This is a genomic window from Cupriavidus lacunae (assembly GCF_003353055.1).
GTDB classification, from domain to species: Bacteria; Pseudomonadota; Gammaproteobacteria; order Burkholderiales; family Burkholderiaceae; genus Cupriavidus; species Cupriavidus lacunae.
Genome location: NZ_QKWJ01000103.1, coordinates 1 through 23,127, shown reverse-complemented (window position 1 = coordinate 23,127; position 23,127 = coordinate 1). Strand labels below are relative to the sequence as shown.

Below are 23,127 nucleotides of genomic sequence, written 5' to 3'. Positions count from 1 at the left end.
GGGGACCGAAGGCGCCCAAGAAGAAGGGCTATGTTGCCGGATGCGTGGCACGACGGCATGTATCTACCGCCCGTGTCATCAAGGCTGGACGTGTCGTTTGATCACCTTGAAAGGGGTGGCCCTCAGAGCTTTGCCAGGGACACGCCTGGATCGGCGAGGTCCTGCGCCTTGACCCGCGTTTGCTTCTCGATCAGGCGGCGCGCGAAGCGCAGGTCGCGCGCGGCGTTGCCTCCCAGCGCGGCCATCACCCGCTCGCCCTCAAGGTAAAAGAAGACGAAGCTGCCGGTCGCCGGATCCCCGCGCACCACCACCTGGTGCGAGGGCAACGGCACGCCGTAGATCTGCAGGTTGGTGTCGTGCTGGTCGGACCAGAACCAGGGCAGCGGGTCGTAGTGGACCTCGCGCCCCAGCGCGGACCGGGCCGCGGCAATACCTTGCTCCTGGGCGTTCTGCCAGGATTCGAGCCGCAATCTGCGTCCGGCCCAGCTGTTGCGTGCGACGGCGACGTCGCCGGCGGCGAAGATATCCGGGTCGGAGGTGCGGCATTGCGCGTCGACCAGTACGCCGCCTTCGCAGTCCAGCCCGGCGGCGCGCGCCAGTTCGTCGTTGGGCACGAGGCCAATGCCGACCACGGCGGCGTCGCAGCCGATCGCGCGCCCGTCGGACAGCAGGACATCGAGCCCGCCAGCCGCGCCGGGGGCAAAGCTCGCCACTGCCGCGCCCAGCAGCACTTCCACGCCCTGTGCGACATGCAGCGCCTGCAGGTGCGCGGACAACGCCTCCGGCACGCTGCGCTCGCACAGCCTGCCCATGGTCTCGATTACGGTCACGACGGCGCCGCGCTTGCGCGCTGTAGCCGCCACTTCCAGACCGATCCAGCCCCCGCCGACGACTGCCACGCGCGCATCGCGCCGGAGCACGGACCCCAGCCGCTGCGCGTCGTCGATGGTGCGCAGCGTATGCACGCCTGGCAGGCTGGCGCCCGGCACGTCAAGCTCGCGCGCCCTGCCGCCTGTGCAGAGAATCAGCTTGTCATAGCGGATGGCGCCGCCGTCGGCCAGCATCACGCGCCGGTCCGTCCGGTCCAGCCGCACCACCTGTGTATCTGGCTGCCATTCGATTGACAAGGCAGCCAGCGCCGCCGCATCGAGCAAGTGCAGGCTTTCGGGTGCTGCCTCGCCGGCCAGGACTGCCTTGGAAAGTGGCGGACGTTCGTAGGGCGGGTGCGGCTCGTCGCCAATCAGCAGCAAGCGGCCATCGAAGCCCTCGTCGCGCAGCGTGCGCGCCGCCCAGGCACCGGCCTGGCCGGCACCAATGATGACAATGGTCGTTGGTTCCATATCCATGACAGTCCTCCGCTCTCAGGACAAGGCAACCACAGGTGGCAGCACCTGGATCAGCACCCTGCCCTCTGCCACCTGCACCGGATAGGTCTGGACCGGCGTCACGCAGGGTGCCTTGCGCGCGGCGCCGGTGCGAAGGTCAAACAGGCCCTGGTGCAGCGGGCACTCAACGCAGCCATCCTCGACAAAGCCTTCGGACAAGGGCACACGCTCATGTGTGCACAGGTCATGCAGCGCAAACAGTTCGTCCCCGACGCGGAACACGGCAATCGATTTTCCCGCCGCCTCGACCGCACGCGGTTCGTCTTCAATGAATTCGTCGGTCCCGCCGACGTCATGCCAGTTGCTCATGGTGATGCGCTCCTAGATTGGGGTAGCCAGCAGGGTCTGGACTCGCGAGGTGTCGTAGATGACCCGCTTTTCCCTGTAGCGCCATGCACCGCCCTGCCGGACGACGATGTCGCGGTAGACCCCGGCCTGGTACACGGTGGAATCGCCCGCCGCACCGGTGTTGACGACGATATAGCTCGACACCGTGCGGATCTCATCGTCGGTCGCGGATTCGATCACCAGCCCGCCCAGCGCATGCCGGTAGCCGTGCGCTTCATAGATGTTTGCGTGGCGCAGCGCGACGACGCGGTCGCGCATCATCTTCTGGTTGCGGCAATGAATGATGGGCGCGGGCAAGCCGCGGTCCGCGTTCTCGCGCGAGATGATGGTGTAGGTGCCGTCCTCCGTGAAGAAGGCTGGCCAGGTCTCGAGCAGGTCGTTGTCGATGGCGTGAACGTAGCGGCTTTGCAACGCGCTCAGTTCCGCCCATAGCTGCAAGTTGTTTTCCATCTCAGTACCCCATTGCACGCTGATAGCCGGCCCAGAAGCGGCGAATCAGGTTTTCCGTGATATTGCTGTTGGTCTGCTCGGGCGCGTCCAGGCCCATGCCCATGTAGGAAGTCTTGTCACCATCCCGCACGGTGCCCCGCTGCACCAGCTCGGTGGCTTCGGTGTCCTCCATCGAGATGTAGCCCGCCGGCCCCACCAGGTTGGCTTGCAGCAGGCGCAACTCGCGCAGCTCCGGGGTGTCGTCCTCGTAGCCGAAGAAGTGGAACACCAGCTCGAAATTGCTCGGGCCCTTGGGCAGCAGCTGGCGGGCCACCAGCGTGTTGTGGATCTGCTGGATCACCAGTTGCGGGAAGATCGGCTGAATGTGGTTGGTGCAGTCTTCCTCGAACTCCGATACCTGCGCCAGTACGTACGGATCCTCCAGCTCGAAACCATCCTGCATCGAACGGATCTTCTGGTCGTTGTAGGCCGCCGCGGTGTTGGTATCCACCTTTGGCTTGGTCACCGTGATCAGGCTATGCAGGCCATGCGCGGCATCCGGGATGGAGCGCGCGCTCATGCCGACCCGGAAGATGTTGAAGGTGGTGTGGAAGAGGTGCAGCAGGCTCGCGTGGTAGGGGTCCTTGACGTTCTCGAAGTAGAGCTTCCAGTTCGACTTCGAGTACTGGCGCGTGCAGCCCAGGTAGACGACAGGCTTGTGAAAGACGCGGTCGACCCACGGACGCATCTCGGGGCCGATGTAATCGGCCAGCGGCGGTGCCTCGTCGCTGAACGTGGCGAACAGCAGCCCACGGTACTCTTGCACGCGCAGCTTCTGCAGGCCGTGCCGCGACGAATCGAATGCCTTGGCCATCCCGGCGAGGGTGATGGTGCCCTGCTTCTGTCCGCGGCGGAATGGCACGCCCTGCAGGTCGCCCTCGCACGAGTAGTTCCACTGATGGTAGACACAGGTATGGGACTCCGCGTTGCCATGCTTCTCGCGACATACCATCGCACCGCGGTGTGCGCAGCGATTGACCCAGCAGGCGAAACCGCTTGCCGTGCGCGTCACCACCACCGGCGTGTCGCCGACAAAGGTGCTCTTGAAGTCGTTGAGATTGGGAATCTCGCAGGCCAGGGCCACAAAGCTCCAGTGCGGCCCGCGATAGATTCGCTCCTGCTCCCGCTCGTAGACCTCCTGCGAGCTGAACACACTGTAGGGGACGCACGAGCCGTCTGGCTGCGGGAACGAAACCTGCCGGCTGCTAGCGCATCCGGCCACCTGGGAGGAATCTGACATGGCTGTCTCCGCGAATTTATGGGTGTTGGGGGATGGACTGAGTGTAGGGAGCCACTGCCCGCCGGCATATCCGGAATCGGTGGACTTTCCCGGCGCCGCGATCCGTTTCTGGCGGCCGCCGCGCGGCATATCCGGAAATGGCACGCAATGCGCCGCCGACAGTCCGATTCAGGCAGGATTGGCAAGTCGGTCACCGCGGCGCGCTACCCATGCCGACGGCGCTATGGCAAGATGCGATGCATAAAAAGGGGGCAGTCGACCCCTGTAGACCATTCCGGGCTTCACGGCGGTTTCAGCGCGGTGGCGTATGTGCTACTTCGGAACTGCCACAAGGCCGGAACACGGGGACAGAAAATGCCGCTTTCACCACGAACCCCCGCCCTCGCCGCGCTTTACAGCAATCCATTGTTTCAATCGGATTTGCGCGTGGAGGCGCACGACCACGTCGCCCGCGAACTCACCGACCATGCGCTGCGATGGAAATCCGGCGCTCCTGACGCGGCCATGTTCAAGGGCGAGCTCGACCGCCTGAAGGTCTATGCGCTGCGCTACGGCCCTGAGGTCGAGGTGTCGGCCCGCCCGTTCGAGCAATTCACTCTGGTGCATACCTCGCTCGGTGCCGGTGCCGAGATTGAGTGTGACGGTCAACGGCTGTGGGTCGCCGAAGGCCGTACCGCGGTGCTCTCCCCGAATGAGCGTATCCGCCTGCGCTGGAGCCCCGGCAATCAGCAGCTCATTGTCAGGGTTCCCCACAGCCTGCTCGTTGAGGCCGGCGGCGGTGAAGCCGACAGGTGCCCTTTGCTCGCTTCCGGATTCCTCCTGCCACGTGCGCTGGAAGCCCAGTGGGAACTGATCGCGCATGCGCTGCTGAATCTGCTGTCATACGGGGGTGATTCCCCGATCCACGCCAACTGGGTAGGACACCTGGAGCGCAACCTCGCCCTGTTCCTGCTTTTGCACCAGCCGGCCGGCGCCTCGCCGCTCCCCCTGCCGCTGCAGGCGGCACTCAACGGCCAGCCGACGCCAGGACAGGAGCACGCCCGCGGCACGCGCCAGATGGACGCGCTGGTCGCTTATATTGAATCGCACCTGGGCGCACCGGTCTCGCTCGAAGATCTGGCGCGTGCGGCGGGCATCAGCGGGCGCACGCTGAATGGGTTGTGCCACCGCTACTTCGGCATATCGCCGATGGAGTTGCTACGCAATGCGCGACTGGACGCGGTGCGCGCCCGCCTGCTGCTCGACCCTGCCGCCAGCGTCACCGAAACTGCCCTGGAGCTCGGCTTCGGCCATCTCGGCCGCTTCGCCGGCTACTACGCGGCGCGTTTCAACGAGCTGCCAAGCGATACGCAGAAGCGTCAGGCATAGAGACGCGCAAGCGCAGCCGCGGCTGATGACTTCCCGGGCGGCCTTCGCCACTCCCGCACGGGCGAGTGGCAGGTTCGGGGGAAGCGGATAGCCATCGTTCCCGGGCAGCCTCTTCTGCTTCGCAACAATCGAGCGCGTTCCAAAACCGCAACATGGTTTTCGATTCTGCGTGCCTCGCTCGGACAGAGAACATTGCATCATTGTGGGACGTGTGCGAGCCAGCGGAATTTGCTCGCCCAAAGACAATGGATAACCGCCAGGAGACACAATGAATGCCGACACCATCGCCCAACTGTCCACCGCCGCAGGCGGATCGGGCTCCCGCGTCAGATGGCTTGTACTGCTGGTTGCGTGGGCCGCACTTGCCCTGTCAACCGTGTGTCGGCTGGCGTGGGGAACGCTGGCAATTCCCTTAGGCCAGTCGCTATCACTACCGCTGGCGGCACTCGGCATGTTCGTGACGGCTTTCTATGTCGGGTACGTACTTTCCAACTTTGTCTGCGGCTTCGCTACGGACCGTGTTGGCGGCCGCATAGCGCTCTCTTCATCGCTGGTTGGCCTTGCCGTCGCAACGTACGCCTTTTCCTATACCCCGACCCTGACGATTGGCCTGATCTTGCAGGCGCTGATGGGCCTGACCGCCGGTGCGGACTACGCTGCAGGCGTGAAGCTGGTGACGACCTGGTTTGAGAAAAAAGAGCGCGGCAGGGCCGTGGGGCTTCTCATGAGTGCGTCGTCGGTTGCCGTCATCGCAACCAATGCCATCCTGCCAACGCTGGTGGAGACCTATGGCTGGCGCTCGAGCTATCGTCTCCTGGGCATCCTTGCCCTGGTGCTGGCAGTGGGCTGCGCCCTGATCCTTCGTGACCGCGCGCAACCTGGCGATGCGGTGCAGTCCGGCGCGACCAGCACCGGCGCACAGGAATCGCACAGCAGGCGCCATTCAGGCGCGGGTGCGCTCATGACGCGAAATTTCTTGTTGCTGGCGCTGGCAGGCTGTGGCGCCTTCTGGGGAACCCTCGGGTTCACCTCCTGGGCGATCCCGCTAATGGGGAAGGCACACAATATTTCGCCGGTACAGGCAGGCTACATTCTAGCGGTCGCCGGGATTGCCGGCCTCTTGTCAAAGCCCACCATCGGATGGATTTCCGACTACGTTGGTGCTCGGCGCAAGACGCTCGCAATCATCTCTCTCGTCTTCTTCTGCGCGGTGCTGCTGGCCTTCGGGCAACTCAGCGATTTGCCGGCCTTCCGCCTCGCCGCACCCTTCATTGGCGTAGGCGCATTCATCTATAGCCCGCTACTGGTCACGATGGCCGCCGAGCACGCTGGCGCGTCGAAGGCAGGATCGGCCGCCGGCGTCGCAAACGCTGTATGGCAGATGGGATCGGCATTGTCCCCGGCGCTGGTTGGCCTGGTATATCAAGCCCAGCATTCGTTCTCGCTGGCATTCGCCGTCCTAGCCGCCGGTCCGCTCTTCGGGGCGATCTGTCTGGCATTCATCAAGGAAGGCCAGCGCCAATGACTGGTGCGGCCCACAAGCGCTACTTCTGCAAGACATCGAGGGAACATAGACATCATGAAACACATCACTCACATCACTGATACGCCGTGGATTCCGCATCAGATCGAAGGATCCAGGGGGTTCGAATTCATCTTCAATATCCTGGGCGGGGAGTACACCGAAGCGTATTCCATGGACATCGTCCGGGTAGCCGAAGGTGGCTACTCGCCTGACCATATCGACCCGGACAATCACGCGTTCTATATCATCAGCGGAGAAGCCGATATCGACATCGCAGACTCATGCCATCATGTGCGGTCCGGCGCGATTGTGCGAATTCCTCGCGGCGTCGTACATGCCGTTCGCAATGCGGGTGACGGCGAGTTGGTGCTGTTGACGATCTACGACCCGCCGCGAGTGCGCAAATCCAAGGATGGCGTCGTGCTTCCTGTGGACCATGTCGATGCGGGCTGATTAGTGCGTATCGTCCTGTTTCCGCCCGCTCTCGTGCGCTCGGGTGGAAACAGGACGGCGCCCATTCCGGTGACTCCGGGGGCGCCGTTGTAGATCGAAAGATTGTCTGCGTAGCCAACGTCGGGCACGCCGACATCGCTAACCAGCGTCCCAAAGCGACCCATGCCGGGGCGCTTTGGGACTACTGCATTCAGGTCCCAGTCCCTGCGGCAGGCTTGTCCGAATTCACAACGCTCTCCCAGCGCTCAGCGCGATGCGAACCATCGCAATATGGCTTGCAGGCGGACAGTCCGCAGCGGCAGAGCGAAAAGATGCCCTTGTGGGGGTAATGGTTGCCCTCGGCATCGACGAGATTGAACTCCCCGGTCACATGGAGGGGGCCTGAATTCATAACGCGGATTTTGGCAGTGGACATAAGTACTCCGGGCGCAGTATCGCCCTTAATCGTTGGACGCTGTGGCCGGTGCGCGCGGGCAGCTGCGGAAGCCGGCCTCGCTGTGGGATGCATCGCAGAACGGGGGACGCTGTGTGTGCCCGCAGCGGCAAAGCCAGAGTGACTTGCGCCGGCGGAATGGCACCCCGGCGTCATCAACCATTTCGAAGTCGCCGGTGACCTCGAGCGGGCCATCGTCTTTCAGGGTAATCGTGGTAGTCATTCTTCAATCGTCCGTGAAGGGATAGGCCAGGACTCACGCCGTCGCCGTCTGGCTCAGGGCATCCGGGTGTACAACTTCGACCTTTGCCCCAAGGACGTGGAATTCCCCTCGGCTGCAAACAAGAGGCCGGTCATCGGTCCGGTGAATCTTCAGCGTCTCACCAACAAGGATGGTATGGTCCCCGCCATCATAGGCAGCCCAGCGTCTGCACACGAACCAGCCCATCGTCCCGGCAAGCACGGGCGCTCCCTCGTGCCATTCGTAGCTGGGATTCCACCTTTCGGTCATACGGTTTGCAAAGTAGTGACCGTGGAATGCCTGGCGCTCTCCCAGGATGTTGATGGCATAGGGACCATCAGCGGACAGAAGCGCGTGGGACTTGGCTGTCTTTGCGACACTCACTGCAACAAGCTGCGGCTCAACGGATACGGCAGCAAAGGAGCTCGCGGTCATGGCGTGCATGCCGCCATGGCCATCGTCCATGGAAACGACGGTCACGCCGGTAGTGAACGCGCGCAGGCCCTTGCGGAACTCTTCCGGGTCAATATGTAGGGATCGCGTCATATCTTCTCCTGTGTTTTACCAAATTGAAATACGTGGTCTATCGTCGCAAGGCGCGGGTGAGCAGACAAGATGCGGCCGTGGAAAGCGACGTTCCGATGCGGGAACAGCATCCCGCTACGTTTGGTCCGGATACGAAGTCATGGCAAACACTGGTTGACGCTGTTATTGGAGGCCGTTATAGACAGAGACGCTCTTGCCTCAATGCCGCGGCGCCATGGGAATCGGAATTTGTGTTGCTTCCACCTGGCCAAGGCAGCAAGGACAACCAACAGGCGCCCCTTACCTATGATGGAAATCGTCGACATCAGAGTATTTGCAAAGATCAGTGAGCTGATGAGCCTCAGTGCGGCGGCCAATGTCCTCGGCATGCCGAAATCGTCGGTGAGCCGCAGCCTGACGCGATTGGAAAAGCATCTCGGCGTTGCATTGCTGTATCGCTCGAACCGAAAACTTGCACTCACAGATACAGGCCTGTTGTTCGCCGAAGACGCACGCCGGATCCTCGCTGATGTTGAGGAGGCAGAGCAAAAGGTAGGACAAATCAGACATACCCCGCAGGGGCTCTTGCGCGTCAGCGCACCCGTTACGCCGGGTCAGTGGATGATCGCCCCGCTCGTTCCCGACTACCTTGCGCGCTACCCCGAGATGAAGGTTGAACTGACGCTGACAAGCCACAAGGTCGAGCCCATGGCTGAAGAAATCGACGTGGTGATCCGCACTGGCAGCCTTGAAGACAGCCGGCTCGCAGCGAGGCGGTTGGGAACCGTGGCTCTGAAGCTGGTGGCAACACCATCCTATCTGGTGGCCCATGGAACGCCCGAAGTACCTTCAGACCTTGCCGGGCACGCGCTCCTGGACATTTTTGCGGGCAGCGTGGAGTGGCGATTGCACAGAGGCCCGGAGGTCGAGACGGTCCACGTGCACATGCGCTTCTCGGCCAATGACACCAGCACGATCCGCACGGTGTTGCTAGGCGGAACCGGCATCGGTTGGCTTCCTGATTATCTTTGCCGGGCGGACCTCGAATCCGGAGCGCTGGTGCATGTGCTGCCACAGTGGGGCCGCGGCAACCGCGATATCCACGCCGTGTTCCCGCAGCACCGAACGGTATCCCCTAAGGTTCGGTCTTTCGTGGACTTTTTATGCGAGCGCTTTGAGAGTTCTGCCAACCCCCGCTAGCCGCAATTGCCGGCTTCTGCCGCGCCACGGGTCCGCGCAACTGATCAATCCAGGCTGATTCCACGCGTCCGGATCAGGAACTTCCATCGGGCAACGTCATCCTGGACGGTCTTGGCGAACGATTCCGGCGTCGAAGCGACCACCTCCATGAACTGGGTGCGCAACTTCTCGCGAGTCTCAGCCTGAGATAAAGCCTGCGCAATCTCGCTTCGCAAGCGTCTGATGACTGGCGCGGGGGTTCCCGCAGGCGCGATGACGCCCATCCAGGAGTTTGCTTCGATACCGGGCATCCCGAGTTCCTCCAGCGTCGGCACATCGGCCAGCACAAGCGAACGCTTTGCCGATGCAACCGCAAGGGCACGGAGTTTTCCTGCCTGGACCTGAGCGGCCACAGCTTGCTCGGGAAGGCAACCCATATCGACCTCCCCACTAATCACCGCCAACATGGCCTGGGGCGTGCCGGCGTAGGTCACCCGCGTAATGTTGGTGCCACTTTGCTGAGCAACGAGCTCCATGCAGAGGCGGTTGATGGAACCGGCACCGATGGCTGCATACGTGTACTTTCCCGGGTGCTTCGCCAGCATCGGCACCAGCTGGCCCATATCCTTCACATTGAGTGCGCTACGGACGACCAGGACGTTTGCCTGCGTCACCGCCAGCGTCACCAGGGCCAGTTCCCTGGCAGGGTCGTACGGAAGGCGCTTCTGCAGCAGGGTGTCGGCACCGATCGGGCCGGGAGGCGTAATCCCAACCGTATAACCGTCGGGGGATGCCTTGGCGACGAAATTCACTGCGACCGCGCCTCCGGCACCTGGCTTGTTGTCCACCACGATGGTCCCGCCAATTCTTGCGTGCAGCGCATCGGCCAGGATTCGGGCGAAGATATCGGGCGTCGAGCCTGCCGTAGACGGAACCACCAGCTTGATCGGCCGACTTGGCCATTCCCCGGCGTATGCCATCAGACAACCGCATAGTGCCGCAATCCCAACCGCGGCCTGCTGCCCCAAGATTCGCCACCCACGCTTGCTCATATTTTCTCCATGGTCCTCGGTTCATTGCCCCGTCCCAGGGGCCGCTCGTGTCGAATCAGCTTCCCTTGCGACGCCGAGGCGGATCGTAGATCGCGAGAAACACCAGTGGCGCGCCGCCATGGTTGCGCAACTCATGCAAGGACCCTTGCGGTACCTTCACGATATCGCCCTGCTGAAAATCGAACGTCTGGCCGTCAATCACCATGCAGCCCTGCCCCTCGAGAATGGCAAAGGCGTGCCTGCCATGGTCCGTATGCGCAGCTGAAAACCCTCCGCCCGCCACGCGCATAAGGTCCACGCTATACGCATTGGTAAGCTCGTCACCCAGGATCATGGGCTTCAGTTCATACCCTTTCACGCCCTCGGCTTCAAAGACCTTCCAGGCAAGGGATTCGGTAGCCACGACTTCGGGAGCCTTCCTGCACGCCTCTCCCGATCGCTGCCAGGTCGACTCCGGTCTTTCATTGACGCCAGCAGCACTGGCTTCCGGCTCCAGCGGTGGGTCATGAATTGTGAGCAGCCACATGGGCACGGCACCCGTATTGCGTAGTTCATGGGGAACACCGCCTGGAATCTTGATGATTGAACCCCGGCAAACCTCACTGTCTTCTGCTGCGAGCGAGGCGATGCCCTTCCCATCGATCACGAAGATCGCCTGGTTACCCACGCCGACGCCCGTTGGTGTCCGCCCACCTGGATCGACACGGGCCAGCCCCAGAGAGTACGCGTCGGTGTACTCCTGTCCGATCAGTCCGGAACGGCATGCGTAGCCTGCCGACGTCGTCGTAGACGGCGACCGGTACCAATTGGACATTGCGGTAATGACTTTCATTGAACTTGACTCATTCAAATCGCTAGCCCTCCCGACGGGCAAGAGTCGCTGGGCGGCACACTGGTTGTGCCGCCCAGGTATCAGAACACGTGTTTGATGCCGATGCCGCCTGCCGTCGAACGCGGATTGCCGGGGCCCACAGAATTGGCAACCTGCTGCACGCCACCACTGCCCAATGCGTACATCGACCCGTTTCGATTATCAATCGTGCCGACGGATCCATATAGCGTCGTACGTCGGGACAGTGAATACTCGCCACCCACGGCGAACCACGTTGCATTTCTGCTTCCGGGATTCACTTGGTAGTTCGAGCGGTCGTTAATCCGGACCACTTGCGCAATCGCAGTAAAGCGTCCGATGGGAATACGGACACCCAGATTAGTCAGCCTGAACTCGCTCACCGACGCCCTGAAGTTGTCTGCGGCACGGGCCAGCGAACCTGTACAAGTGGTACAGCTATTCTTTTCATCAGTAAAGCCGAGATAAATCTTGGCAAGCTGCAAGTCGTAGCTCCCGCCCAGGGAATAGGAAGTGATATGGCCTGTGGCACCGTTTCCGCCATCCTGGCGACCCCAGCCTGCATTCAGATCCCACGGCCCCTGGAGGTAGCGCGCCGATAGTCCGTAGGTACTGCCAAGTTGAGGAGACTTTTCTCCCGGCGCATACAACACCGAGAACGACAACGTTTTCCACTCGTCAGGCGAGTAGTATTTGATAGCGTTATCGGCACGCGCGGAGACAACCTGGGGGAGAACTTGCTGCACCGCCGTTGCGCCGCTGCGGGTCAGCGAGATAAGAGCACCGCTGCCCATCCAGTAAAAGGCATCAACAAATGAGTTTGTCAGCGAAACCGGGGTTGGCTGCCGCCCCAGCAGGAGACTCCCGGCATCCCGCTTGACCAGACCGACCGCCGCCTCCCGGCCGAACAGACGTCCGCCCTGCCCCATCTGGCCGTCATCTGCGCTAAATCCACCCACGAGACGGAAGGTCGCGCTGAGTCCCTGACCGAGTTCTTCCGTCCCATCGATACCCCACCGGCTGCCGGCGTCGCCGCCGGAGATCACCCGAGTCTGCGTGCCCTTGCCTGCACTGCTTACTTCCACACCCGCATCGACAAGGCCAAACACGCGGACACCTGATTCGGCGTGCGCCTCACTGAGGCTAAGAGCGGCCACAAGAATGGAATGCCGAAAAAACCATCGCACCGTAATTCTTTCCAAAATCGACGCCTCCCCTGCACCTGGTTTCGTTAGTTCTAATAATCTGAATAGCGGCCCGCCACCACTGGAGACTTTATGAACCCGCGGCGCACTATTTGTTCTTACCGAACCAGCAAAGTCTAGGTTGCAACGATTAACCCAAACAAGGTCGTGCAGTGGTCCATCATGTTCCCGCGCGGGAACGGGATATCACGTTTACCCTGATTGATATCGCAACCATGCCCATCGGAATGAGGTCGAAACTGGGTATGGAAGTCGGCATGAAGCCCGTGGCTCGCAAGCTGCGCATATCGGCCGCTGCGAAGAAGCCGGCATGGCGCCGACGGGTGTCTGTCGAGGAAATCCAATACGGTCATCGCAGGCCGCGATATTCCCCCGCCGATCATGCAGTGCGTGTCGCGGCTACTGCCCTGATCTCGACGAACAGCGACGGCCTGGCCTCGCGGGTGACGGCATCAGGGCCTTCTCGGTGCTCCAGGAGCCGCCAGTACACGGCATGCGCGCCCGATGAACAGGCAATCTGCGCAGGGCCGCGTCAGGCTGCAGCGCGTTCCTCGTGGAATGGATAGTCGACGTAGCCGACGTCCGTGCCGCCAAAGAAGGTGTCGCGGTCGTAGGCGTTCAGCGGCAGTCTGCGGCGCAGCCGTTCAGGCAGGTCAGGGTTGGCAATGAAGTCCCGGCCGAAGGCCACCAGATCGGCGTCGCCCGCGGCGATGATCGCTTCAGCGCTGTCGCCCCTGAAGCCGCCTGCCGCGATGATCGTGCCGCGGTAGAACTTGCGGATCAGTTGCGAGGCCACCGGGTTGGGGTTCCTGCTCTCGTCCTCGACATTCCCCCGCACGCGCGGCTCGATCAGGTGCAGGTAGGCGAGATCGAGCTTGCCCAGTTCGGCGGCCACATAGGTGAACAGGCCTTCCGGGTCGCGGTCGGACATGTCGCCAAACGAGCCGCTCGGGCCCAAGCGCACCGCGACCCTGTCGCCACCCCAGACAGAGATCACCGCACGAGTGGCTTCGAGCAGGAAGCGCGCGCGGTTCTCGAACGAACCACCGTAGCGGTCCGTGCGCTTGTTGCTGCCGTCCTGCAGGAACTGGTCGAACAAGTAGCCATTGGCGGCGTGCAGCTCGACACCGTCGAATCCGGCTTCGAGGCCACGCTCGGCGGCACGGCGGAAGCTCTCAACGAGCTCCGCGATCTCTTCGATCTCCAGTGCGCGATTCGGCGTGTTGGGCACCCAGCCCGACCGCGTATAGGCCACGCCGCCGTGCGGGATCGCCGACGGGCCCACCGGCTGGCTGCCCGCCGGCTGGACTTCCACATTCGATTGGCGGCCTGCGTGGTAGAGCTGCAGGAAGATCCTGCCGCCCTTTGCATGCACGGCATCGGTGACCAGGCGCCAGCCCGCGATCTGGCTGTCGTCATAAAGGCCGGGTGCGCCAAGGTAGCCGTTGCCATTGGGCGCGGCGATGGTGGCTTCACTGATCAGCAGTGCGCCGGGCGAGGTGCGCTGCGCATAGTACTCGGCCATCAGTGGACCGGGGATCGCGCCTTCGCCGGCGCGCATGCGTGTGAGCGGCGCCAGCACGACACGGTGCCTGAACTCGTAGGCACCGACCTGGATGGGTGTGAACAGACTGGACATCGATAACTCCTGCTTGTGATGGAATTGATGTGCGTGCCAAGGGGCACGCGACAAGGACAATGTAAGAAAGGATGTAGCGCCGAGGACCGCGGTCCGGCTCCGGACTTTCCGTGTCCGCAATCGGTATGCAGATCAGTCCGGAACAATGGTGAGAATCTGGGCGACGGTGGTCATCACGCGGGCGTACCCGGCGCCACGACCCTGGCGTTGCGGGCCAGGATTGCCAACGTCACCGCTACCGACGCCAGCTCAAAGAATCCGCCGACCAGCCCCAGATTGCCGACCTGACCCTGGGCCATTGTCAGGCCGCCCACCGCGGCGCCGACGGAGAAGCCGATATACATGAACGACGCATTGAGCGACAGCACGATCGACGCGACATTGACGCCGGCCAGTTCTATCAGGCGTGCCTGCTGGGCGGGGTAGAACGCCCAGGCGCACACTCCCCAGACGATCAGCGCGACGAGCACCGGGCCCATCGCATGTTCCGGCTGGACTAGCCGCGCCACAACGGAAAAGCTCAGGAAGGCCAGCCCCATGATCGCGACCGCCGGCACAATCACGCGCGGCGGCCCCAGCCGGTCGCTCAGGCTGCCGCCAAGGAACACGCCCACGGCGGCCGCAATGCCCCATGTCAGCATCACCAGACTGATCTGCGTATCGTGCACGGTGGTCAGGCTGGTGACCAGCGGCGACAGATAGGTGTAGACCGTGTACGAGCCGGTCGCCCACAGCGTGGTAGCCAACAGGGTTGCCAGCACGACTGGCCGGGCGGCGACCGAGACGCGCTCGCGCAAGGTCGCGGTGGGAATGCCTTGCCCGATTTCGCGCGGCACGCCGACGTATACCCCGATCGCCGCAATCGTCGACAGCACTGCGACGCCGGCGAACGTCATGCGCCAGCCAAGCCCGTGACCGATGACGGCTCCCATCGGTACGCCGAGCGCCAGCGCCACCGTGATGCCGGCATTGACGAGAGCAATCGCACGGCCGCGCAAGGCCGGGTGGACCACCGCACCCGCCAGCGCATTCGCGCCCGGAACGAACAACCCGGCCGAAAGGGCCAGCAGTACACGCGCACCCATCAGCCACCAGAATCCGGGGGCAAAGCAGGCAAGCAAGTTGGACAGCGCGAATACGATCATGCTCGCCAGCAGCAGCGTGCGGCGCCTGACGTTCCCGGTGGCGGCCGTGAGCACCGGTGAGCTGATGCCGTAGGCCAGCGCGAATATGGAAACGAGTTGCCCCGCTTGCTCGATGGACACGCCGAAATCGGCGGCCAGACCCGGAAGCAGCGGGGAAATCATGAAGCCTTCGGTGCCGATGGCGAAAGCGCCCAGAGCGAGCAGGTAGACAGCGTTCGGAATCTTGCTTGCGGTAGCCATGTCGAGGTCCTTGGTGCGTACTGCCGGGGGCGGTGCCTCAACCGGCAGCCATCGAATCGTTGAACTCGTTGACCCAGGCGTGCTCGTTCGGTCCCGGATTGGCGCGCATGTCCACGGCCGGGCCCACCAGGATTTCGTTGGCTTCCGTGCCCAGTTGTTCGATTGCGCCCGCGATGAAGGTTTCGAGAGGCATCGCGCGCTCCTCCTCGCTGCTGTTCAGCAGCTCGGTGCGGACCCAGGGGGGCGCGATCTCGATGACCGAGACCTTGCTGTCCCGAAGCAGATAGCGTTGCGACAGCGTGTAGGAATGCAAGGCCGCCTTGGTCGCGCTGTACACGGCCGTGATCGCCAGGGGCACAAAGCCAAGTACCGAGCTGACATTGGCCACGACGGCGCCCTCTTGCGTCTTCAGGTGCTCGATCAGCGCCGAGGTCATGCGTATCGGCCCGAGCAGATTGGTCTCGACGGTGGAGGTCAGCAGGTCGTCGTCGACCGGGCCGCCGGCGCCATCGGGCAACATGATGCCGGCATTGTTGATCAGCACGTTGAGCCTGGGATGCTCGGCAATCAGTCTGGCAGCGACCTTTGCGATGTCCGCCGGATCGGTGATGTCGAGCGATACCGCCTGCATGCCGGGGTTCGCTTCGATCGTCGCCTGCAGACGCTCCGCGCGTCGGCCCGAGATGATGACCTGGTTGCCGAGCTTGTGGAGCGCTTCGGCAAGGCCGCGGCCGATGCCCGAACCGCCGCCGGTGATGAATACGGTGTTACCTGTGAGTTTCATGATGTCTCCGATGGAGATGACGGTTGGAATCGGGGAGTCAGCGCGGAAAGCTGTTCCCGAACATGGGCAGGCCGCTTTTCGATTCGGCCTCGGTGGCCTCGTCCTGCAGCACATCCCAATGCTCGGCGAGCACGCCATCGGCAATCCGTAGGATGTCGGCGGCAATCCAGGCGACGGGGCGGCCATTGCCGGAGAAGCGCCCGTGGATGATCACGTAGTCGCCATCCGCCACGATCACGCCGGGCTCGTACCGCAGGGTCGGCGGCAGGGTCTTGATGAGGTTGAACAGGCCGTCGCGGCCCGGTTCGATATGTGCGCTGTGCTGGATATAGCCGGGCGACCAGAATCGTTCGGCGGCGGCGTAGCTGCGTTGGTTGAAGAGCGTGTCGAACGCTTCGAGCACGAGAGCCTTGTTGGTGGCTTCGGTGGCAGTGGTCAAGTTGATGCTCCTGAGGGGTGGGTGGCGTGGCGGATCGGCTTGCGCAAGGGTTGGTGACGCTCGATGTACATGCCGGCCCCTGTGCTGTGCCCTCACTCAATCACAATGGTGATTGACATTGAGTTTTGGCGATCGAATCCAGAAAGTCAAGGTCATTCACCATTGTCTTTCTTGAGGGCGGCTATACTTGAGGTGACAACCGCACAAAGGAGCATTGAGCGATGGGCGTTTCAAAACAGCAGGCGGCAGAGAACCGCAAAGCCATCATTGCGGCTTCGGAGAAGCTGTTCCGCGAGCACGGCATCGATGGTGTCGGCCTGAGCGCGCTGATGAAGGCCGCGGGCTTTACCCAGGGTGGCTTCTACAACCACTTTGAATCGAAGGAGGCGCTGGCGGCTGAAGTCGTGGCGACTGCAATGGACAAGGCCAACCACGATCTGAAGGAAGCCATCGCAGCGCCCATTGCACCGGGCAGCAACCGTTTGCGGCGACAGGTTGACTATTACCTGTCCGGCGCGCACTGCAGTGATATCGAACAGGGTTGCGCCGTGGCCGGCCTCACCGCGGACGTCCGCCGGCTAGGCAACGAGGCGCAAGCGCGCTTTGCGAATGGCTTGCAGGAGATGATTGAAATCCTGACCGCGCTCGTCGCGGAGCAGCGCGCCGGAGGCATGGAAGGCCAGGAAGCGCGCCGGGAGGCAATGGCGTTCTACAGCGAGATGGTCGGGGCGCTCATCCTGTCGCGCGCGGTAGGCGGCGCCAATCCCGAACTCGGGCAGGAAATCCTGGACGCAAGCCGGCAGACGCTTCTCAGGGATTTCGCGCTGGAGGTGACAGAGGGCAAGCGGTAAAGGGGGCCTCCCGTGCTGCGGCGCACTCGCCACAAGCCTCGAGGTTCTCGTCCCGCCACAAGCACTACACTTGCTAATGGGGCAGTAGGACGGATGCGCCCCCCGTTTTGAACCACGGCTTCTTATCCGCCTCGGGGCGAACTGTTCTCCGCCATGGAGACTCGTCATGTGCACCAACTACGATCCGGTGCCGCGCCATCTTCTGCAAGACGTATTTGGCGTCGATGCACCTCCGACTGAATGGAAGCCTGAAACTCTGCCGGGCGATGCTGCGCCGATCGTCCGCGCGGATGCTAAAGGCCGGCGCGAGTGCATCATCGCCGGCTTCGGCCTGATGCCGCGGTCACGCAGCGGTCACGGCGCCAGATCGTTTGAAACCATGAATGCGCCATCCGAGAAGGTTGGCGAAAGATGCAGTTGCAGCGGACCCTGGTACCGCGGCCAGTTGTGTCTCGTCCCAGCCACCGCCATCTACGAACTGAACTACGATGCCGGGCCACAGCCATCGCGCTACAAGATATGGCTACCGGATGAACTGGCGTTCGGCATCGCGGCGCTGTGGAGAGCTTCAGCTGATGGCAGCCACTCATTCACCATGCTGACAACGAAGGCAGACCACCATCCCGTGATGAGCCGGTTGCATGCTCCCGGCAAGGCGAAACGAGGCGTCGTCATCGTCCCGAGAGCCCGGTGGGATGCGTGGCTTACGTGCAGGGATCCAGACATCGCCCGCAGCTTCATGACGCTCTATCCGGCCGACCAGATGGCCACTGAGCCAGCGCCGGTCTTGCCGGGGCTTAAAGGGCATTCTGCCGTGGTTGAAGTCCCCCTGCCGATTTCCCTGACGCCCGGCCCATTATTTCTGTAACCAGGCCATTGGTCTCAGAATTTCAGCGCATTGACCATAAAGACCAGCGACGCGGCAAGGCTCAGCACGCTGCGAACCGCATGGAGCCGCCCCCACTTCTCAAGTAGCCGCCGCGTTTCTGCTGACGCAGGATCGCGCGTCTGCATCAATAACAGCGCATTGGTCGGCTTGATGACGATCAGCGTGAACGTCACCACACTGCCTATCAGCAGAGCGCCGACCAGCCAGGTTACGCCGGCGCCGAGCCCCCACGCCACGACGCCGGCGACGCAGCTCAGCACGGCGAGCGGCGCTTGCATCACCGTCGCGCGAGCATAGCTTGGCGCCCAAACCGTCGCAGCTGTCCTGGTGTCGCATTGCATCCGGGCCGGATGCTCGACAAGACTGACGTAGATGGCCGCGCCGGCAAAGACGGTACATGCCAGCGTGGCGACGAGTTCCGCAACCGCGAGCATACTTGGCTCCCCGCACGAGGCATGACCTGACTTTCCGGAATATCAGCGACAGATTACCCGCTGCCCGACGCGATAGTACGGCGATGCTGGACCGAACGCTGTCTCAGTGACCGAGACCACTCCTGGCGATCTGCTGCTCCACGAACCGGGCGAACAGCGCATGCAGGCGCGTCGTCGGATGAAGGCTATCGGCAAACATGTAAGTCTGATCGGCGTTGGCCGTCACATAGGTACCTGGCGAGCACAGCAATGCCGTCGCATGGGGCGTTTTCGCAGGGTCGCAGGCGACGCTGGTGTTTGATACGGCGAAGCCATTGGCCTGAAAGTTCGCGATGAGCTGGGTCACCCATGTATAAGAATCGATCTGGATGACGCTGCCTTGCAGCATATTGGCCTGCAAGGCAGCGTTCAGTCTGTCGTTGAAGATTTGCGATAACTGGGTCAGGTTTGCCCCGCCGTCGGACGAGGCGATGCCTTTGGGCGATAGTCCGACATTCGGAACATTGATCAACACCACATGCGTGGCGCCGTTCTGGACGATCTGTCCGACCACTTGAGCGAGGGTGGTTGCCGCCGTCTGCACGGTCTGCGCCGCGGCAGGAAGGGCCCCGGCGCGAAGTACGTCATTGGAGCCAACCCAGACCAGCACCAGTTGGTTGGCGTTGAAGTTCCCACGCGCGGCCAAATAGCTGGAAACCTGCTGGCTGACGGGCATTTCGATGTTGCCGATCACGTCGGTAAGAAAGTCGTTCTGGTTTGCCGGGGTCGCCACCGTGGCGCCGCCCTCCGCATAGCCGAGTCCGCCTTGCGCGGTCAGTCCATGAGTGAAGTCGATCGTAAACGCCGCGTTTAGGGTATCGCCGTAGTATTGCGCGACATCCTGAGCCCACACTTGCCCCGGGTTGGTCGTGAAACGCCCGCCGCCCACCGCGCTCGCAATCGGTGCATAGGTCCCGACGTCGGACAGGCTGTCGCCGAACGAGACAACCTGAAGATGAATGCCGCCTGGCGGGGTAGCCATGCCGCTGTCGTTACTCGACCCCCCGCCATCCCCGCCGCATGCGGCAAGCAATGAAACCGCCACGGCAAGCATTGCAGCGCAAACCTTGACATGGATTCCTTGCATGGCTCCTCCCTCGCCGGCCGGCTGGGCAGTTGCGGTCACGTGGCGGACTTATCGCTCTTGCGATGAGCGCATTGGTTAAGCATAGGACGCCCTGGCTTCGCTTTGCGATGGTGCCCTTCAGCCAGCACTACACCATGATGAGGCCGTGTCGCATGCCCAGCATGACGGCCTCGGTGCGGCTGCTTGCGCCGAGCTTGCCGAAAATGGAGGAGAGGTGGAACTTCACCGTGTTTTCCGATAGGTCGAGCTGGCGCGCGATCTCCTTGTTGCCAAGCCCTTCGGCAAGCATCGTCAGCACTTCAGTCTCGCGCGGGGTGAGCACTTCGACAAGGGCCGCGGATGCCATCTCGCGAGGCCCCTTGCGCTGCGCCAGCAGCATGACGAGGACTTCCGGGGACAGCACGTAAAGGCCCGCTGCCACAGCTTCGATCGCGGCGATGATTTCGCCGGGCGTCGCGCTGCGCGGCAGCAACGCCGTGGCGCTGCCTGTCAAGGCTTCATGGATCCAGACGCTGTCCGCCTCGTCTGTGAGCAGAACAAGCGCCGGCGTTGCGGAATCGCGGGTCGCCTCCGGCGTCGGCAAGTCGCCGGCCTGCGGCTCCAGGTCGACCAGGACCACATCTGGCAATTCGCCGGCAAAGCGATCGCCGATCATTGCAGCGTCGGCCGCACTGCCTGCGAATTCCAGCGCCGGCGCGGCATCGACAAGCGCCTGCAGGCTTGCGCGCGCTTGCGGCGACGCGGCGACGACGGCAACCCTGACCGGGCTCATCTGTTTTATCTCGGCACCCCACATGCGGCGGCTTGCAGGAATCTCAGTGGCACGAATTCCGTTGCTGGCGTTCGCCCACCGTGACCGAGCACGCGTTGCGCTCGCCGCCCCGGATCAGCCCGATCGTCAGCAACTGTCCGATGCGGTCGCCGCCAAGTGCGGCATGCACGTCGTCCATGTCGCGGCACGGCTTGCCATCCAGTTCGATCAGCACATCCCCGATCAGCACCCCTGCTTGCTCCGCGGGCCCGCCTGCCGCCAGCGAAACCACCAGCAGCCCGCGCCCGGACGTCAGATTCAGCTTCGTCATCCAAGTCTCCGACAGGTTCACCGGCTGCGTGCCCACGCCAAGGTAGCCGTGCGAGACACGTCCTTTGCTCAGCAGTTCGCCGCTCACGCGCGCCACGGTCGCTGCCGGAATCAGGACGCCGGCGCCGGGTACGAGCGCCGATGTGCACAGGCCCATGACCCGCCCCTGCATATCTGCCAGCGCCGCACCGGAGAAACCGGGGCGCAGGCCGCCGTCCAGCCGCACGAAGGCGTCGAACTGCCCGCCTCGCCAGCTACGCCATGGCCCACTGGCAGTGCCGACGACGCCAAAATCCGCGCTGGTGCCGAGCCGGTCCACTCGCGCCACCGCAAGCACCAGATGGCCTGCCTTGAGAGAGCGCGCATCGCCGGTCTCGACCGGGTCCAGCTCCACGCCATCGAGCCTCAGTACGGCCAGGTCGGTGCCAGGGTCCCGTCCCGCCAGAACGGCCGCCACGGCACGGCCATCGGCCAGGGCGACCTCAATGCCATCTTCGTGCCTGACAGTATGCGCCGCCGTGACGACCACGCCGGGTTGCCAGATGACTCCGCTGGAGGGAAAGCGATGCCGCCCGTGCACCGCGACGACACTCTGGCCGACGCGCTCGGCGATGGCCGCCAGGTTGGCGGACAGATCCTGCAAGGGATTTCCGCTGGAGGTCGGGGTTTCCATGTGATGACTCCTGCCATTGGCTACGTGAATCGATGTTTCGCGCGCCCGGCCAGCCCGCGCATGCCAGGCGGGCAGGCAGAGACGAGTGGATTCACAATGACAGGTGCGCGAAAGCCGCGCACCACCCTAATGGGTAGCCGGCGCTGAAGTCGGTTGCGCACAGGGTCTTATGGCGTCCGCTCCGGACAGGCCATTAAAGAAGGAGAAAATCACCCTCAGCGGTGACTGGATGATTTCCAATCCAGCAGCGTCTCTGCGCTCCACTCCGCCGCAGTGAGTCTGGAGATAAAGAAATCGGCCAATGCACTAACCTTCGCGGGCCGTGCGCGGGCGGTGGGCGTGACGAAATACAAACCGCCTTCAGGCAAGCGCCAGTCGGTCAGGACGGGCTCGAGCTGATGGTCCCGGAAATACTGCGTCGCGACAAACTCAGGAAGCTCGGTGATGGCAAGTCCGGCGAGGACCGTGGGCAGTAAGGCTTCCACACTCGTTCCTCGCAGCGCCCCGGTCGGTGTGACGGTGCATTCCTCGCCACTAATATGGGTAAAACGCCAGACGTCGCGCTTGCTCCTGTTGGTGTAGGTAAGACACTGGTGGGCGCCAAGATCACGTGGGTGCTGAGGACGACCATGGCGAGACAGATAGGCAGGAGATGCCACGACAAAGCGACGCACCGGTGCAATGAGACGTGCGACGAGTGACGAGTCTTCCATGATGGCGATGCGCAGAGCGGCGTCGAAGCCATCGCCAATCAGATCCGTGTGTACGTCCGTGAGATGAAGGTCGACGGAAATATCCGGATAGGTCTGAAAGAATTCGGGCAACAACGGCGCTACCCAGCGGGCACCAAAGGAGAGTGGCGCCGCGAGCTTGACGAGACCACGCGGCCGGCTTGAGGTCTCGCGTGCGAAATCCTCCGCCTCCTCGGCCTCCGCGTAGATTCTCGCCGCTCGCTCGGCAAGCGTGTGGCCATAGTCCGTGAGTGCAAGTCGTCGGGAGGTACGGTTAAACAGCCGGCCTCCGAGCCGCGCTTCAAGGCGCGTAACGGCCCGGGAAACTGTGGCGACCGAGACACCCATGGCTGTTGCCGCGCCAGCAAACGAACCTTCTTCGGCGACCTTGGCGAACATCGCGAGCCCTTCGAAATCCGGTAGCCTCGACATCGACATTCCTGCAACGATGGTTTGCATTCATTTCTATTTCGAAAAATAGCACACCGTCATAGATTTGTCTCACGGCACCACGCCAACGTCGCCATAGACGATCACCCACTGCCTAGCCTGGAAACAGGAAATTGTCATGCTTGAAGTCCTCGCATTCACCACGCCCAACAGCGTCAAAGTCCCTATCGCGCTCGAAGAAATGCGGCTCGATTATCGGCTCGTCCCGGTCAATTTACGTCAGGGAGAACTAAAGTGGACCCACGATTTGAGACAGTGATCAGGCGGTGGTTTAAGCTGTCGTCCTTGACGGGATGATGGCGAATGAGTGAAGGCAAGAAGCGCAAGGTACACACGGCGGAATTCAAGGCCA

General features: G+C 62.8%; 26 protein-coding genes. 7 read left to right on the top strand and 19 right to left on the bottom strand.

Going from position 1 to position 23,127, the window contains the following annotated elements:
* Positions 1–122 precede the first annotated feature (122 nt).
* From DN412_RS37815 to andAc, 4 genes are read right to left on the bottom strand one after another with little or no spacing between them, the layout of a single operon-like run.
* Positions 123–1,346, bottom strand: coding sequence for an NAD(P)/FAD-dependent oxidoreductase (locus DN412_RS37815; RefSeq protein ID WP_115216219.1), 1,224 nt, complete (start codon positions 1,344–1,346; stop codon positions 123–125).
* 15 nt (positions 1,347–1,361) lie between these two features.
* The gene (gene andAb, locus DN412_RS37810) at positions 1,362–1,694 is read right to left on the bottom strand and encodes an anthranilate 1,2-dioxygenase ferredoxin subunit AndAb (RefSeq protein WP_115216218.1); all 333 of its coding nucleotides are present in this window, start codon (positions 1,692–1,694) and stop codon (positions 1,362–1,364) included.
* A gap of 12 nt (positions 1,695–1,706) precedes the next feature.
* Entirely contained in the window at positions 1,707–2,183 is a 477-nt protein-coding gene (gene andAd / locus DN412_RS37805) for an anthranilate 1,2-dioxygenase small subunit AndAd (protein WP_115216217.1), read from the bottom strand.
* A 1-nt stretch (position 2,184) separates the two neighbouring features.
* The gene (gene andAc / locus DN412_RS37800; RefSeq protein WP_115216216.1) at positions 2,185–3,462 is read right to left on the bottom strand and encodes an anthranilate 1,2-dioxygenase large subunit AndAc; all 1,278 of its coding nucleotides are present in this window, start codon (positions 3,460–3,462) and stop codon (positions 2,185–2,187) included.
* A gap of 354 nt (positions 3,463–3,816) precedes the next feature.
* Here andAc and DN412_RS37795 point away from each other — a divergent pair, with 354 nt between their 5' ends.
* The 3 genes from DN412_RS37795 (at position 3,817) to DN412_RS37785 (ending at position 6,808) form a co-directional block, all read left to right on the top strand.
* The gene (locus DN412_RS37795) at positions 3,817–4,830 is read left to right on the top strand and encodes an AraC family transcriptional regulator (protein ID WP_115216215.1); all 1,014 of its coding nucleotides are present in this window, start codon (positions 3,817–3,819) and stop codon (positions 4,828–4,830) included.
* A 268-nt stretch (positions 4,831–5,098) separates the two neighbouring features.
* On the top strand, positions 5,099–6,355 hold the full coding sequence (locus DN412_RS37790) for an MFS transporter (RefSeq protein ID WP_115216214.1): 1,257 nt from the start codon (positions 5,099–5,101) through the stop codon (positions 6,353–6,355).
* 54 nt (positions 6,356–6,409) lie between these two features.
* The gene (locus DN412_RS37785; protein WP_115216213.1) at positions 6,410–6,808 is read left to right on the top strand and encodes a cupin domain-containing protein; all 399 of its coding nucleotides are present in this window, start codon (positions 6,410–6,412) and stop codon (positions 6,806–6,808) included.
* A gap of 190 nt (positions 6,809–6,998) precedes the next feature.
* Here DN412_RS37785 and DN412_RS37780 read toward each other — a convergent pair whose 3' ends face one another.
* Genes DN412_RS37780 through DN412_RS37770 form a run of 3 tightly spaced genes read right to left on the bottom strand, consistent with a single transcriptional unit; the run spans position 6,999 to position 8,028 of the window.
* Positions 6,999–7,199 carry a CDGSH iron-sulfur domain-containing protein gene (locus DN412_RS37780; RefSeq protein ID WP_244223005.1) on the bottom strand — a complete coding sequence of 67 codons (201 nt, stop codon included), beginning with the start codon at positions 7,197–7,199 and terminating at the stop codon, positions 6,999–7,001.
* Between the two features lie 49 nt (positions 7,200–7,248).
* A complete protein-coding gene (locus tag DN412_RS37775; RefSeq protein WP_115216211.1) occupies positions 7,249–7,464 on the bottom strand; it encodes a CDGSH iron-sulfur domain-containing protein in 216 nt (71 codons plus the stop codon).
* Positions 7,465–7,497: 33 nt separating this feature from the next.
* Positions 7,498–8,028 carry a flavin reductase family protein gene (locus DN412_RS37770; protein WP_115216210.1) on the bottom strand — a complete coding sequence of 177 codons (531 nt, stop codon included), beginning with the start codon at positions 8,026–8,028 and terminating at the stop codon, positions 7,498–7,500.
* A 285-nt stretch (positions 8,029–8,313) separates the two neighbouring features.
* On the opposite strand from DN412_RS37770, the gene DN412_RS37765 reads away from it, so the two are divergent.
* Positions 8,314–9,207: a LysR family transcriptional regulator gene (locus DN412_RS37765; protein ID WP_161564106.1), complete on the top strand. Its 894-nt coding sequence runs from the start codon at positions 8,314–8,316 to the stop codon at positions 9,205–9,207.
* 44 nt (positions 9,208–9,251) lie between these two features.
* On the opposite strand, the gene DN412_RS37760 is transcribed toward DN412_RS37765, so the two are convergent.
* The 7 genes from DN412_RS37760 to DN412_RS37730 form a co-directional block, all read right to left on the bottom strand.
* Entirely contained in the window at positions 9,252–10,238 is a 987-nt protein-coding gene (locus DN412_RS37760; protein ID WP_115216208.1) for a Bug family tripartite tricarboxylate transporter substrate binding protein, read from the bottom strand.
* A gap of 55 nt (positions 10,239–10,293) precedes the next feature.
* Positions 10,294–11,070, bottom strand: a complete 777-nt coding sequence (locus DN412_RS37755; RefSeq protein ID WP_115216207.1) for a cupin domain-containing protein — start codon at positions 11,068–11,070, stop codon at positions 10,294–10,296.
* An 80-nt stretch (positions 11,071–11,150) separates the two neighbouring features.
* Entirely contained in the window at positions 11,151–12,290 is a 1,140-nt protein-coding gene (locus DN412_RS37750) for a porin (RefSeq protein ID WP_244223003.1), read from the bottom strand.
* A 535-nt stretch (positions 12,291–12,825) separates the two neighbouring features.
* Positions 12,826–13,932, bottom strand: a complete 1,107-nt coding sequence (locus DN412_RS37745; protein WP_115216206.1) for an alkene reductase — start codon at positions 13,930–13,932, stop codon at positions 12,826–12,828.
* Positions 13,933–14,105: 173 nt separating this feature from the next.
* Complete coding sequence (locus tag DN412_RS37740) at positions 14,106–15,317, bottom strand: MFS transporter (RefSeq protein ID WP_115216205.1); 1,212 nt, start codon at positions 15,315–15,317, stop codon at positions 14,106–14,108.
* 37 nt (positions 15,318–15,354) lie between these two features.
* A complete protein-coding gene (locus tag DN412_RS37735) occupies positions 15,355–16,101 on the bottom strand; it encodes an SDR family oxidoreductase (protein ID WP_115216204.1) in 747 nt (248 codons plus the stop codon).
* A 37-nt stretch (positions 16,102–16,138) separates the two neighbouring features.
* Positions 16,139–16,540: a nuclear transport factor 2 family protein gene (locus DN412_RS37730; protein WP_115216203.1), complete on the bottom strand. Its 402-nt coding sequence runs from the start codon at positions 16,538–16,540 to the stop codon at positions 16,139–16,141.
* A gap of 221 nt (positions 16,541–16,761) precedes the next feature.
* On the opposite strand from DN412_RS37730, the gene DN412_RS37725 reads away from it, so the two are divergent.
* Together DN412_RS37725 and DN412_RS37720 are read left to right on the top strand one after the other, a co-directional pair.
* Positions 16,762–17,391 (top strand): TetR/AcrR family transcriptional regulator, encoded by a 630-nt coding sequence (locus DN412_RS37725; protein WP_115216202.1) that lies wholly within the window; start codon positions 16,762–16,764, stop codon positions 17,389–17,391.
* Positions 17,392–17,557: 166 nt separating this feature from the next.
* Positions 17,558–18,259: an SOS response-associated peptidase family protein gene (locus DN412_RS37720; RefSeq protein ID WP_115216201.1), complete on the top strand. Its 702-nt coding sequence runs from the start codon at positions 17,558–17,560 to the stop codon at positions 18,257–18,259.
* A 14-nt stretch (positions 18,260–18,273) separates the two neighbouring features.
* Here the strand turns inward: DN412_RS37720 and DN412_RS37715 are convergent, their stop codons facing one another.
* The 5 genes from DN412_RS37715 to DN412_RS37695 form a co-directional block, all read right to left on the bottom strand.
* Entirely contained in the window at positions 18,274–18,714 is a 441-nt protein-coding gene (locus DN412_RS37715; protein WP_115216200.1) for an anthrone oxygenase family protein, read from the bottom strand.
* Between the two features lie 103 nt (positions 18,715–18,817).
* A complete protein-coding gene (locus DN412_RS37710; protein WP_115216199.1) occupies positions 18,818–19,840 on the bottom strand; it encodes an SGNH/GDSL hydrolase family protein in 1,023 nt (340 codons plus the stop codon).
* A 127-nt stretch (positions 19,841–19,967) separates the two neighbouring features.
* Positions 19,968–20,612: a response regulator transcription factor gene (locus DN412_RS37705; protein ID WP_115216198.1), complete on the bottom strand. Its 645-nt coding sequence runs from the start codon at positions 20,610–20,612 to the stop codon at positions 19,968–19,970.
* Between the two features lie 43 nt (positions 20,613–20,655).
* Positions 20,656–21,594, bottom strand: a complete 939-nt coding sequence (locus DN412_RS37700) for a S1C family serine protease (RefSeq protein WP_115216197.1) — start codon at positions 21,592–21,594, stop codon at positions 20,656–20,658.
* Between the two features lie 215 nt (positions 21,595–21,809).
* Entirely contained in the window at positions 21,810–22,757 is a 948-nt protein-coding gene (locus DN412_RS37695) for a LysR family transcriptional regulator (protein ID WP_115216196.1), read from the bottom strand.
* Positions 22,758–22,893: 136 nt separating this feature from the next.
* On the opposite strand from DN412_RS37695, the gene DN412_RS37690 reads away from it, so the two are divergent.
* On the top strand, positions 22,894–23,034 hold the full coding sequence (locus tag DN412_RS37690; protein ID WP_244223001.1) for a thioredoxin domain-containing protein: 141 nt from the start codon (positions 22,894–22,896) through the stop codon (positions 23,032–23,034).
* Positions 23,035–23,127 lie beyond the last annotated feature (93 nt).

Excerpts from the sequence above, each read along its gene's own strand:
- DN412_RS37715 (WP_115216200.1), bottom strand. The coding sequence starts at position 18,714 with ATGCTCGCGGTTGCGGAACTCGTCGCCACGCTGGCATGTACCGTCTTT.
- DN412_RS37770 (WP_115216210.1), bottom strand. The coding sequence starts at position 8,028 with ATGACGCGATCCCTACATATTGACCCGGAAGAGTTCCGCAAGGGCCTG.
- DN412_RS37815 (WP_115216219.1), bottom strand. The coding sequence starts at position 1,346 with ATGGATATGGAACCAACGACCATTGTCATCATTGGTGCCGGCCAGGCC.
- DN412_RS37765 (WP_161564106.1), top strand. The coding sequence starts at position 8,314 with ATGATGGAAATCGTCGACATCAGAGTATTTGCAAAGATCAGTGAGCTG.
- DN412_RS37740 (WP_115216205.1), bottom strand. The coding sequence starts at position 15,317 with ATGGCTACCGCAAGCAAGATTCCGAACGCTGTCTACCTGCTCGCTCTG.
- DN412_RS37705 (WP_115216198.1), bottom strand. The coding sequence starts at position 20,612 with ATGAGCCCGGTCAGGGTTGCCGTCGTCGCCGCGTCGCCGCAAGCGCGC.
- DN412_RS37785 (WP_115216213.1), top strand. The coding sequence starts at position 6,410 with ATGAAACACATCACTCACATCACTGATACGCCGTGGATTCCGCATCAG.
- DN412_RS37760 (WP_115216208.1), bottom strand. The coding sequence starts at position 10,238 with ATGAGCAAGCGTGGGTGGCGAATCTTGGGGCAGCAGGCCGCGGTTGGG.
- DN412_RS37755 (WP_115216207.1), bottom strand. The coding sequence starts at position 11,070 with ATGAAAGTCATTACCGCAATGTCCAATTGGTACCGGTCGCCGTCTACG.
- DN412_RS37735 (WP_115216204.1), bottom strand. The coding sequence starts at position 16,101 with ATGAAACTCACAGGTAACACCGTATTCATCACCGGCGGCGGTTCGGGC.
- DN412_RS37790 (WP_115216214.1), top strand. The coding sequence starts at position 5,099 with ATGAATGCCGACACCATCGCCCAACTGTCCACCGCCGCAGGCGGATCG.
- andAb (WP_115216218.1), bottom strand. The coding sequence starts at position 1,694 with ATGAGCAACTGGCATGACGTCGGCGGGACCGACGAATTCATTGAAGAC.
- DN412_RS37775 (WP_115216211.1), bottom strand. The coding sequence starts at position 7,464 with ATGACTACCACGATTACCCTGAAAGACGATGGCCCGCTCGAGGTCACC.
- DN412_RS37700 (WP_115216197.1), bottom strand. The coding sequence starts at position 21,594 with ATGGAAACCCCGACCTCCAGCGGAAATCCCTTGCAGGATCTGTCCGCC.
- andAd (WP_115216217.1), bottom strand. The coding sequence starts at position 2,183 with ATGGAAAACAACTTGCAGCTATGGGCGGAACTGAGCGCGTTGCAAAGC.
- DN412_RS37695 (WP_115216196.1), bottom strand. The coding sequence starts at position 22,757 with ATGTCGAGGCTACCGGATTTCGAAGGGCTCGCGATGTTCGCCAAGGTC.
- DN412_RS37720 (WP_115216201.1), top strand. The coding sequence starts at position 17,558 with ATGTGCACCAACTACGATCCGGTGCCGCGCCATCTTCTGCAAGACGTA.
- DN412_RS37710 (WP_115216199.1), bottom strand. The coding sequence starts at position 19,840 with ATGCAAGGAATCCATGTCAAGGTTTGCGCTGCAATGCTTGCCGTGGCG.
- DN412_RS37795 (WP_115216215.1), top strand. The coding sequence starts at position 3,817 with ATGCCGCTTTCACCACGAACCCCCGCCCTCGCCGCGCTTTACAGCAAT.
- DN412_RS37690 (WP_244223001.1), top strand. The coding sequence starts at position 22,894 with ATGCTTGAAGTCCTCGCATTCACCACGCCCAACAGCGTCAAAGTCCCT.
- andAc (WP_115216216.1), bottom strand. The coding sequence starts at position 3,462 with ATGTCAGATTCCTCCCAGGTGGCCGGATGCGCTAGCAGCCGGCAGGTT.
- DN412_RS37745 (WP_115216206.1), bottom strand. The coding sequence starts at position 13,932 with ATGTCCAGTCTGTTCACACCCATCCAGGTCGGTGCCTACGAGTTCAGG.
- DN412_RS37780 (WP_244223005.1), bottom strand. The coding sequence starts at position 7,199 with ATGAATTCAGGCCCCCTCCATGTGACCGGGGAGTTCAATCTCGTCGAT.
- DN412_RS37725 (WP_115216202.1), top strand. The coding sequence starts at position 16,762 with ATGGGCGTTTCAAAACAGCAGGCGGCAGAGAACCGCAAAGCCATCATT.